Origin of the sequence: Methanosarcina sp. A14, from assembly GCF_001729375.1 — an archaeon.
GTDB classification, from domain to species: domain Archaea; phylum Halobacteriota; class Methanosarcinia; order Methanosarcinales; family Methanosarcinaceae; genus Methanosarcina; species Methanosarcina barkeri.
Genome location: NZ_LZPK01000386.1, coordinates 1 through 11,715, shown reverse-complemented (window position 1 = coordinate 11,715; position 11,715 = coordinate 1). Strand labels below are relative to the sequence as shown.

The 11,715-nt window shown below is 40.9% G+C and carries 6 protein-coding genes and 1 pseudogene; 6 read left to right on the top strand and 1 reads right to left on the bottom strand.

Annotated features, from left to right (window positions below):
* Positions 1-215 precede the first annotated feature (215 nt).
* Together mmp11 and A9239_RS17670 are read left to right on the top strand one after the other, a co-directional pair.
* Positions 216-1,127 carry a methanogenesis marker protein 11 gene (mmp11, locus tag A9239_RS17675; protein ID WP_080941428.1) on the top strand — a complete coding sequence of 304 codons (912 nt, stop codon included), beginning with the start codon at positions 216-218 and terminating at the stop codon, positions 1,125-1,127.
* Between the two features lie 159 nt (positions 1,128-1,286).
* Positions 1,287-3,095: an indolepyruvate ferredoxin oxidoreductase subunit alpha gene (locus A9239_RS17670; protein WP_048116577.1), complete on the top strand. Its 1,809-nt coding sequence runs from the start codon at positions 1,287-1,289 to the stop codon at positions 3,093-3,095.
* A gap of 41 nt (positions 3,096-3,136) precedes the next feature.
* Here A9239_RS17670 and A9239_RS18675 read toward each other — a convergent pair.
* Positions 3,137-3,565: pseudogene (locus A9239_RS18675) on the bottom strand (PGF-pre-PGF domain-containing protein).
* A 1,069-nt stretch (positions 3,566-4,634) separates the two neighbouring features.
* Between A9239_RS18675 and A9239_RS19810 the strand changes: the two are divergent.
* From A9239_RS19810 to A9239_RS17645, 4 genes are all read left to right on the top strand, one after another.
* A complete protein-coding gene (locus A9239_RS19810) occupies positions 4,635-4,799 on the top strand; it encodes a hypothetical protein (protein WP_155396437.1) in 165 nt (54 codons plus the stop codon).
* Between the two features lie 545 nt (positions 4,800-5,344).
* The gene (locus tag A9239_RS17655) at positions 5,345-7,792 is read left to right on the top strand and encodes a DUF3160 domain-containing protein (RefSeq protein WP_048116572.1); all 2,448 of its coding nucleotides are present in this window, start codon (positions 5,345-5,347) and stop codon (positions 7,790-7,792) included.
* 368 nt (positions 7,793-8,160) lie between these two features.
* The gene (locus A9239_RS17650; RefSeq protein WP_048155824.1) at positions 8,161-10,524 is read left to right on the top strand and encodes a DUF3160 domain-containing protein; all 2,364 of its coding nucleotides are present in this window, start codon (positions 8,161-8,163) and stop codon (positions 10,522-10,524) included.
* 97 nt (positions 10,525-10,621) lie between these two features.
* Positions 10,622-11,536 carry a hypothetical protein gene (locus A9239_RS17645; RefSeq protein ID WP_048116568.1) on the top strand — a complete coding sequence of 305 codons (915 nt, stop codon included), beginning with the start codon at positions 10,622-10,624 and terminating at the stop codon, positions 11,534-11,536.
* Positions 11,537-11,715: the final 179 nt, after the last annotated feature.

Sequence of the window (11,715 nt, the reverse complement as noted above, 5' to 3'; positions counted from 1 at the left end):
TTATATCGAACTTTACTTATCGAATTTCATCTCATCGAATTACTAAGATTACGATATCTATATATATCTTAAGAGATGGGCATTTCGATTAAACAAATTTCCCTCCCAGTTTCTTATTCCCTAAAAAGGAGGTTTTCTGAATTACAAAACATATAAACGCTTGTGCACTGGACAGCAGGGATATTGAGGAAGTAATCCTGGATGATCCTTATACTGTGCCTTATAGAGGCATTTATGCTATCTGTGACGCAGCAAATGAGTATGCAGAGATAATTGAGCACTCCAATTGTTATAGTGGGGCCTGCTGGTCCCTTTACCATTATGCAAAAGCGCCCCTTGTCCTGAAAGCCCGTTCAACCGGAAATATGATCCGCTATTTCATGAAAACCGGAACCTCAAACCTGGAACTCAAACCTTCCATCGCTGCCGCAGGTATCGAATCAGTGGTCGTGAAAGGGAATGAGGTGGAGATCACCTATGCCGGATTAGGAGGCGGAGGTGTTGGCGCAACCCGTTGCAGGGCATTTGCAGACGGAATTCTTCATTATAAGATCTCAGAATCAGGAGGCGAAAAATGCGCAAAGGGGACGATTGCAGTTCCGCGCAGAGACCGTGTCCTTATAGGCATAGACGACACGGACTCAAAAGACGTAGGAGCCACCTGGACCCTGACCCACAACATTGCAAGAAAACTGGACTGCCATGAAGCCGTTTATCTTTCACATTCTCTTGTCCAGCTTTTCCCTGTTCCGGAAAAAACCCAGAACTGCATGTCTACAGTTCTTGAATTCGGCTGTGTGAATGAAAAAGCGAAATCAAGGCTGGTAGAGACTTTCAAAAAAGCGATTAAGAAATACACCGCTTCATCCCAAACCGGACTGGTTGTCCTTTCAGATTTCTATGCAAAAGGATTATATAAATACAGCAACCGCTGCCGGACTGAAAGGATCTTGAAAGCCGAAGCTTTGCAGTGCGCTAGAGAAAACGGTGTGGAAGTCCTGCTTGATGGCAACGGAGTAATAGGTGCACTTGCCTCTCTCCCCTGGTTCGGAAGACCTGATGAGTCCATAATTCCAGGCACTCCGATCAAGCCTCTTGATATCGAGGGGCTTAAAAACAACGTTTAAGAAATCTAAAAAAACAGGTAAAAAGCAAGGACGCCGAAATAAAAACCTCAAACCGGATTTGAATTGCTTGAACACTGAGTTCGATGGAACTCAAGTTTCAAACCGGTTTTACGAAACTTTGAGTTCGGCATCTTCTGAATTCCACAGCGTGGGATCAATTTGAAAGAAAAAAAAGAAGCACCAGAATACACCGGGTTTGAAGCCCTTTACCTTGCAGCCCTTGATAGTGATGTCAGCTTCATAACAGGTGTCCCCGGCTATCCTGTTACCTCCCTTATGGAACTTTTTTTGAGAATACCCGTGGGAAAAGGGCTTTTAAATACCTCAGAAGAAAAAAACCTGGATTCCAGGAAGGCAGCAGCTTTCGAGATAATGCGAAATGCCTCCAAAATACAGGATTATAATGCCAGATGGCTCACAAACGAGAAAGTTGCCCTTGAAAACGCTTTAGGAGCATCAGTTTCTGGCAGAAGGACGCTTGTGCTTGTAAAGCATGTGGGGATGAACCTGCTTTCTGACCCTCTTATAACCTCTGTCACCCACACCATAGGAGCCGGCCTTGTCATAATTGCAGGAGATGATCCCGGTGCAAAGGGCTCTCAGAATGAACAGGATTCTCGCTGGTATGGCCGGATAGCAGAGATAGCAGTATTTGACCCGGCTTCGCCAGATATGGCATACAGGACACTTAGACGAGCTTACGAGCTTTCGGAAGAGACAAGGACGCCTGTTCTTCTGAGGGTCATTGCAAGCCTGGAAAAAACTAAAGGAAAAATAAACCGCCTTCGGAAGTCTTCCTCTCCTCATCCTGAATTTGACCGTGCAATCTGGAAAAAACGAATGGTAGAAAAACACAGGCTTTTTCACTCAAGAACCTACCCTCTACTGGAAAAGGAAGCTGAAAACACCGACCTTAATGAGATACGAAAAAGGACAGCCGGAAATACCGGAAACGGATCAGGTTCGGAGCATGGATATCTGGGGATCATTTCCTCAGGTTTCATGTCTTCAATCGTGGAAGAATTATTGAAAAAGCAGAACGAGTTTCATGCTGAGGTTTCTCACCCTGAAATTTCTCACCTGGCTCTTGGCCTTGTAAACCCTCTTCCCCTCGAAAAGATAAAGGCTTTTCTGGATAGCAATCAGAAGATACTCGTTGTCGAAGAGTCCGAGCCCTTTATAGAGGAGCAGATCCGGGTTACTGGCAAGGTTTATGGGAAAAAGACAGGACATCTTCCATACGGGCAGGTCAGACCTGAAGACCTTGAATTTGCCCTTGAGCACATCGAAAAAGAAATTGTAAAACCTGCAGATACTACTCTCAAAGCCAAAAAGAAAAACAGGGTTGGAATCTGTGACGACTGCGCGTATCTTCCCCTTTACCGCTTTCTCAGCACTCTTGACGTGCGGATTGCCGGTGATATGGGCTGTTCCGTCCGGAGTGCACCCGAGCCCCTTGCGGCAGTTGATGTTAGTTTTGCGCTTGGCTCGGCAATCTCGGTTGCATGTGGCTTTGAGAAAAAGAGTATAGCCGTTATCGGAGATTTCGCTCTGGCGCATTCGGGCATTCTCGGACTCCTGAGTGCCGCGACTACAGGCTGCAATGTGCTTGTGCTTGTACTCCAGAATGAGGTTGCAGCGATGACCGGCGGGCAGGCTGTTCCCGATCTCAGGAAAGTAGTTAAGGCAATAACCCCTGATGTTTCTGTCTTCAATATCGATGCCAGTGAAGAGGAAGCAGTGAATGGAACTTCGAAAGCGATAGATGAGACTGATAAACGGGCTGATAAAACAGAAAAAGTTATGGATAAAGCTGAGAATGAGGTCGAATCAGGGAAAGAAATCGAAAAGACGATCTTGAATCCCAAACTTTCCGAACTGATCCTGGCAAAACTTGCACTTCCCGGACTTTCTGTAATATTTATAGAAGGGAAGTGCAGAAAGTATTGTTCTGGAGTATTTTGTTAATTTCCAGAGCTTAGAGTCCCAAAAAGTTATGAGCAGAACAACTAAAAAACGTAAGCATAAGAATGATTCTTGAGCAGAATGGTTCTTGAGCAGAATGGTTCTTGAGCAGAAGTCTGAGCGTCAGGCTCAGGTGGAATTTCAGCCAAAATTTCTTTTTTTGTCGTCTTACCCGTTATTACGAAAGGAGAAATCCAGGGAGTTCGGCTATGATACAGATATGTATCATCTTCCCCTGAAAGGCTGGTTGATTGAAAGCGGTTCCATTTTGTATCATTGTACCTGTTCAGGATAATTTAAGCCTGGTCGAGATTGTTATCCTCAATCCAGGATTTTTCAACTTTGAAACATACAACCGGATTTTCTAGATTCTTCGAGTTTCCATATCCACCGTTTCCAACCCAGAGATTAAAGAATATATAAACCTCATCCGAAGGCAGGTCCGAAACCAGAGCGGATTTAGTTTTCAGCATTTTTACATTTGGTGCTTTATTTAACAGTTATATCACCCATAAATTATCTTGCAGCTTGAATCCATATTCTACTGCTTCCTCAGTTCAAGTGTACAAATCCTGAAAAAGTCCAGATATAAACTGGAGATCCGATTTTAAAATAATTAGAAAATATTTGTAAGAATGGCTCTCAAATGAACCTTAAATGAACCTTAAATGAATCTTGAATATCAAATATTTCTCACTCGTTTACGTGATTAAGCATAAAAGTTAGTAAGTGTAAAGTGATTAAGTATAAAAGTGATTAAGTGTAAAAATTTTATTTTCTTAAACAAACTGCTCTAATTTTTATGGTTTTACCAATTGTAACTTTTTTACGCTTTTATCCAATAACTCAGCCTTAGAGAAACGACTTTCATAATCTTTTTTAATAAAGCTTAACGGACATATTTTTCTGAACCAGTTTCTATTAATTGTTGACTACAACTGCTTTTTATGATTCTATCGATTGGTAACATACTTATCTTTGGTATCAAAAGCAATCAACTTACTCATGTAGCCTGAATAGTTGCGTTAGTCTGAATATTTATGCTTTACTTTAATACAACTAGTATACACTTAGTATAAATAGTGATATAGTAATCGCCCCCATAAACACAGGTGTCATGCAAAAAACAACGTGGAAGTATGTTAATAGAAGGAAAAAGATTTTTAATATGATATCTTTTGTTGAGACTATCTTCCCTTGCCAGCCAGCAGATAACCATTAGATTGCCTGGATTTTGAAGCTGTGTATATTTAGACAAATTTTATTAAGTTTAAACTGAATTTTTCGTTTTCCATCCTGTGGTACAGTGTTCCTATGGCTTTATTTATCAAACAAATACCCGTAGTGTTATTTCCTGTATGAGCATTTCTTTCTAATTATATTAACCTCAATTATTACTGGACTTTTAACCAGATGATCTATGTCAAAAAATAGATAATGTAGGAAAACCAATTATCTACAAGGAATAATTATTGGACGTCTTTCAGCGCCTGATACCGATACTTAAGAATTTAATACTCAAAAGGGAAATGGGGGAAAAAATTGGAGAGAAAATTTAAGATTTTACTGACTATTGGGACTTTATTGCTGGTAATGGGCATGCTCCTGAATTTTACCAGAGACCCACTTTTATGGGGGACAGGGACTGTAACTGCACTATTCATGATTCTGCTTTTCAGGATAGACCCTCTAAGTCCGAATGAGTAATGGGAAATAGAAAAAGAGGAAAAAGAGGAAAGGAAAAAGAGGAAAGGAAAAAGAGGAAAGGAAAAAGAGGAAAGGAAAAAGAGGAAAGGAAAAAGAGGAAAGGAAAAAGAATATACTTTCTTCTTTTAAATGTCAAAAAACTTAACCACTATGGTTTAAATTTTTTATTAACCGGATTTTTAATTTTTACTCTCAACTATTTTCTAATTTTTCCATTTTTTATCTCTTTCAATGTACTATTTTCTAATTTTCCTATTCTTATTTCTTTCAGTATATGGTTTTCTAATTTTTCTACTTTTTATATTTTCTAGTGTACTATTTAGCATATTCTTTAGCTGGATTTTATTTAACAGAATTTCAGATAGTTTGAAATATTAAATTCAACAAACATAAAAAAATTAATATTTGAAAATTTTTGACCCCTCTCTACAGGTCTTAGGTTGCAAAACAGGACATCTGGACTATGAGACTGAGAAGGCAGAAACCCCACCTCTGAGCGAGAAATCTCGAATCAGATATTGAGCCAAAGTGACCGAGATGAAAGAATGAAGTACGGGACCAAGCTAATTGAAATTTATTTAGTTCTTTTAATCCTTATAGTTTCTCTTTTTACAGGAGGATGTCTGGATCAAAGTTCCGGTTTAAACGGAAAGAACGGCAATGAAACAACCAAAGAAATGAACAACGACAGTTTACCGAATCTTTATAACGATGTTCAAGAAAAGAATGCAACGACAGAGGAGGTAGACAATAACCAAGACTCTTTAACTGGTCGGCTGAAAACCGAGGCATTAGACCTCTCCGATTATGAAGCCGGAAATTCGTCTCTTGCGGGAAACTACAGACTTGAAGCTGTTGATCTCGAGTTAAAAGCGCCTTCTTATAAATTACCTCTTAAAAAAGAGGAAATTTCCAATTATGGAAATTTTTCCGGTAAAATTTCTCTGAACGAGTCTGATCTTAAGCTTCTGGAGAATAATGGCTTTGTTGTGATAAAGGATCCTTACAACCCCGGAGAAGAAGATATAACTTCAATGTATTCTTCCCTCCAGGAAGAGGAGATTCCTGTTTTTATTACTACGGATACCCTGCTGCATCTTTACCACATTCAGTTTGATGAAACTCTTAGACTGATAGAAGAAAGGGAATTTTACGATACTCTCTGGAAGACAGACCTTTCTCTGCTAAATGCCTCTATCGAGAAGTATAACAGCGCTTCCGGAGACGAAAAGGAAGCTGCACGAAGAAATGCAGCCTACTTCTCAGTTGCTTTAAGTCTTCTCCAGCCGAAACCTGAGCAGATACAGAAAGAAGATGACTACGATTCTGATTATATGTCCCTTTTCCCTGAGGATACAGCAAAACAGTACCAGTTCAAAACTCCCGATTTCGTAAAAAAAGAGGTTGAAGCTGAACTCACTTTGATAGAAACTCACAAAGGCTTTGCTATTTCTCCAATTTTCCAGTATGAGGAGGATTATTCTCAATATGTACCGCGAGGCCACTATACTCGCACCGAGCAATTAGAAAACTACTTCAGGGCTTTTATGTGGCATGGGAGAATGAGCATGCTCTTGAAAGGTGAATTGATCAAATCAAAAGACCCAGCAAAGGATGCTCGCATCCAAACTATCCAGGCCAGTTTAATTGCTTCTGAACTCCAAAGAGAGCCTGAACTCCTTAAGAACTGGGACAGGATCTATACAATTACAGCTTTTTACGTAGGTTTTTCCGATGACCTTGGGCCTTATGAGTATATGGAAGCTCTGGATTCAGTCTTTGGTAGTGGAAAAAGGCAATTTAACGAAACGGCGGTCAACGAACTAAAAACCAAACTTGTCGAATACCAGGGCCCAAAGATCTATGGTGGTACTGGAAACTGTGTCCTGGAGCCGCCCTTTACTTCCGAGCAGGCTGACGAATGCCTCGAAAACACCACGGGCTTCCGCTTTATGGGGCAGCGTTTTATTCCGGATTCTTATGTATTCTCAAACATTGTCGATCCCTATACAGGAGAATATAAAGGAGAACTTATAGAAGGAGATAAAGCTCCGTTTACGCTGGTAACCTCAGGAGCAGGAAAGCAAATTCGCGGCTTTCCACGCGGGCTTGATGTGATGGCTCTACTGGGCTCGGGAAGAGCTGTTTACTGGCTTGACGAACTGAACGATTCCAGCTACAAAAATTACAGCGCAAGGTATGGAGAGCTGGATTCGGAGTTTTCGAACTTCAGCGCAGCCGATTGGAACATGAACCTTTACTGGTCCTGGCTTTATTCTCTTCAGCCCCTCCTGAAAGACTACGGCTCAGGCTACCCGACTTTTATGCAGACCGATGCCTGGCAGGACAAAGAACTGAGTACGTCGCTGGCTTCCTGGACCGAACTCAGGCACGATACGATTCTCTATGCAAAACAGAGCGAAACCATGGTTGGTAGCGCAGCACCAGGTGAACCTGAAGAAAAAACTGCTGTGGGTTATGTTGAACCTGTTCCGGATTTTTACGCCAAGCTGCTTGCCTTGACAAAGATGACAAAACAGGGTTTGAGTGAAATGGAAGTACTTAACCCCTATTCAGAGGGCAAACTTGCAAGACTTGAAGAGATCCTGACAAAACTTCAAAAAATTTCGGAAAAAGAACTGGAAAATGAGGAATTGACAAACGAAGAATACGAGTTCATCAAGAATTTTGGTGACCAGCTTGAAGGTACAAATGGAGCCGATGATGATGTTAAGAAAACTACAGTAATCGCTGATGTTCATACCGACGGAAACTCAGGAGACGTACTTGAAGAAGGAGTCGGGTATGTTGACATGCTGGTAGTTGCATATAAGCTTCCGGATGGCAGGATACTTCTAGGAGCCGGACCCGTGATGAGCCATTACGAGTTTAAGCAGCCCATGTCTGAACGCCTGACCGATGAAAAATGGAAAGAAATGCTTGAGGCAAACCCACCTAAAAGACCGGAGTGGTCTGCAACATACATTTCTTAATTTTTACTCTCAACTATTTTTTACTTATTTCAATGTACTCTTTTCTAATTTTCCCATTTTTATTTTTTCCAGTATATTGTTTTATAATTTTTCTACTTTTTTTACTTTTTATCTTTTTTAGTGTACTACTTAGCATATTTTTTAGCTGTATTTAACTTAACAGAATTTCGGATAGTTTGAAATATTTAGTCCAACAAACATAAAAAAGTTAATATTTGAAAATGTTTGACCCCATATACAGATCTTCGGTTGCAAAACAAGACGTCTGACCAAAAATCTGAACCTATGTATTTAGAAGGCAAACCCCACCCCCTCTGAGCGAGCAAAGCTCGAATAAGATACTGATCCAGAGCGACCGAGATGAAAGAATGAAGAATCTAACTCAGACAGTTATAACTCTTATGATATTTCTTATTCTTCTGGTTTCCATTTTTACAGGAGGATGCCTGGAGCAAAGTTCCAGATTAAACGAAAAGGACGGAACTGAAATGATAGAAGAAGTGGACAGTGATAGAAATACTTCAACGGGCTATCTGAAAACCGAAGCAGTAAATCTTTCCGGTTTTGAGGCCGAGAATTCATCGCTTGCAGAGAATTACAGACTTGACGCTCTTGATATAGAACTAAAATCTCCCCAATACGAACTTCCCCTACAAGAATCCGATATTACGAATTATGGAAAGTTTTCTCATAAATTTCTGACCGATGAAACAGCTCTGGAGAAGCTGAAAGAAAATGGGTTTGTTGTAATTTCCAATCCTTACGATTCGAAAGAAGATGACATTACTGCTATGTATAACAGCCTTGAAAACGAAGGGCAGTTGATATTCATAACTTCAGATACTCTTCTCCACCTCTACCACGTCCAGTTTGATGACAGTATGAGCCAGCTCGAGCAAAATAAGTTATACGATCTTTTGTGGGAACTTGATAAATCCTTGCTTAATGCATCTGTAGAGGATTATAATAGAGCTTCAGGAGAAGAAAAGGAAGCCGCAAGAAGAAACGCAGCCTACTTTTCAGTTGCTTTGAGCCTGCTCCAACCCAAAGAGGAACAAATAAAGGAGATAACGGATCCTTACGGTCCTGAGGCAGGAGTATACTTTGACCCTTCAGCAAAGGAAAAATATCAGTTTGAGATCCCTGAGTTTGTAAAAAAAGATGTTGAAGCCGAACTTGCCCTGATTGAAGCTCACCAGGGTTTTGAACTTTCTCCGATTTTCAAATATAAGGAAGATTATTCCCAGTACGTGCCGCGAGGTCACTATACTCACTCCGAAATACTGCAAAATTATTTCAGGGCGTTTATGTGGCACGGCAGGATGAGCATGCTACTGAAAGAGAAATTAATTAAATCGGAAGATCCTGCAAAAGATGCCCGCATCCAGACTATCCAGGCAGGCCTGATAAGTTCCCAGCTTAAAGACGATCCCGATCTCTTCAAGAAATGGGACCGGATCTACAAGATTACGGCTTTTTATGTGGGCATCTCTGACGATCTCGGACATTACGAATATATGGAAGCAATAGAATCAGTATTTGGAAATGGGTCAAGGAACTTTAACGCAACAACAGTGGAAAAACTGAAAGTAAAGCTTGCAGGATATCGGAGCCCGGAGATTTATGGCGGTACTGGAAGTGGAGCCCACGAGCTTATTCTAACGGCTGAACAGGCAGATCAACTCCTTGAGGATACGAAAGGTTTCAGGTTCATAGGGCAGCGTTTTATCCCTGATTCTTATCTTTTCTCCAGGCTCACTGGTCCCTATACTAAAGAGTACACTGGAAATCAGGAGCACGTACCTTTCACCTATACAGCTTCCGAATACGGGAACAACAGGGGCTTCCCTCGAGGGCTTGATGCGATGGCTCTGATGGGATCGGAAAGGGCTGTTTACTGGCTTGGCGAACTGAATGATTCCAGTTATAAAAATTACAGTCTTAGGTACGGGGAACTGGATTCGGAGTTTTCGAACTTCAGCGCAGCCGACTGGAACAGAAACCTCTACTGGTCCTGGCTTTATTCCCTTCAACCCCTCCTGAAAGACTACGGCTCAGGATACCCGACTTTTATGCAAACCGACGCCTGGAAGGACAAGGAACTGAGTACGTCGCTGGCTTCCTGGACCGAACTCAGGCACGATACGATTCTTTATTCAAAACAGCTCTATGGAATGGATGTATCACTTCCTGTATTTGGGGACAAACCCGTGGGATATGTGGAACCGGTACCTGAATTTTATAACAGGCTGTTAGCCCTTACCAGGATGACTGAAGATGGGCTTGAAGAACTGGATGTGCTTGATGAAGATACAGAAGGAAGATTCGAAAGCCTTGAGATTATGCTGGAAAGGCTTATCGAGATTTCCGAAAAGGAACTTGAAAACGAGGAACTGACAGAGGAAGATAAAGTTTACATCTCCAAGTTTGGAGAAATGATTCTAATGAGTGCAAGTGTTGACGAAGAAGCCAGGAAAACTACCCTTGTTGCAGATGTTTACACTGAACCAAATGACGGACTCGTACTTGAGGAAGGAACAGGATACGTGGATATGGCGATTGTGGCTTACAAGGTTCCTGACGGCAGGATTTTCCTGGCTGTAGGGCCTGTTATGAGCTATTACGAGTTCAAGCAGCCGATCGAAGCTCGCCTGAACGATGAAAAATGGAGAGAAATGCTTGAGGCAAACCCACCGAAAAGGTCAGAGTGGGGTTTGACATACAGGGCTTAAGCCCTAAAAACATTTTTTAAATTTATTATATTTCAATTTAAATTTTTCACTTTTATTTAAAGTTGCCTCTGACTGGTTAGAGCCGGGGATATATAATATGGGTTCGAAAATATACATTTTGATTGAGAAGAAAAAAAGGATATTATTTCAACTTACTCTTTCACTGATATTACTTTTTGCATTGATGAGTCCTGCTATAGCAGACAAAGATCCTGAAGAGACAGCAGGTCCTCAAAATCCCGTTCAGGTCGTTGGACCGGTTTCCGATTACGGGCTAGATCTGGATGGAGATGGGCTGTATGATTACCTGGTAGTTAAGTTTAATGCTCAGAGTGACGCGCCTTCTACTTATTTTTTCACGGGAGACCTGAGTGTAGACCTGGGTTATCATGAGAGTAAAGGTTCAACAGTTCATGAGTTTCGTGCGATTAACCTAGCAAAAAATTCCACCTACTTGGATGGAAATACCAGTAAGGTTCTCCTCAATTTTGAAGGCGGAAGAATCCGCGAGAATGAATTAAACGGCCCATATCAAGTGGAAATAAGTTTGAGTAACGGAAGCTGGGGGTTTGGAAGGGGTCTCAAATATACAACAGAAGCATATGAATTTGTGAAATTCGAACAGCCGGAACTCTTGCTTTCGGGCCCAGTCCGCTCAAAAACTCAAGCACTTGAACTTGCCAGGCAAAGTGCTGCTGAAGCAGGGTTAAACCCTGGAGAATTAAAGGATATAGAAATTTCTTTTAAAAGAAACGAAGACATCTGGATCTTCGATTTTGAACAAAACGGCACACATGAATGTTTTGCTATTGAAGGAAATACGGTTGGAGATGTCAGGCACTGGACTCTAAATGAAACAGCAACAAAGAAAACTTCAGCTATTCATTTCCTGCCTGTGAGTTTCACAGTTACACTGCTTGCAGTTGCATGTCTATTTTCAAGGAGATTTTCTGCCAAAACCACAGGTCAAAAAGCTTCTGCACCAGATAAAAAGCTCAGATCAGAAAAATAACTAAAAATGGAAAGGTAGCTGAAAATGGGAAGGTAACTGGAAATCGAATAATAAATAGAAATCGAAAAATAACTGGAAATCAAAAAATTAACCAGAAATAGAAAAATTAACCGAAAATAAAAAAATTAACCGAAAATCAAAAAATTAACCGAAAATCAAAAAATAAATGAAACAAGTTT

Bases quoted from the DNA above. Each gene is read 5' to 3' on its own strand.
- A9239_RS17655 (WP_048116572.1), top strand. From the start codon at position 5,345: ATGAAGTACGGGACCAAGCTAATTGAAATTTATTTAGTTCTTTTAATC.
- A9239_RS17645 (WP_048116568.1), top strand. From the start codon at position 10,622: ATGGGTTCGAAAATATACATTTTGATTGAGAAGAAAAAAAGGATATTA.
- A9239_RS17650 (WP_048155824.1), top strand. From the start codon at position 8,161: ATGAAGAATCTAACTCAGACAGTTATAACTCTTATGATATTTCTTATT.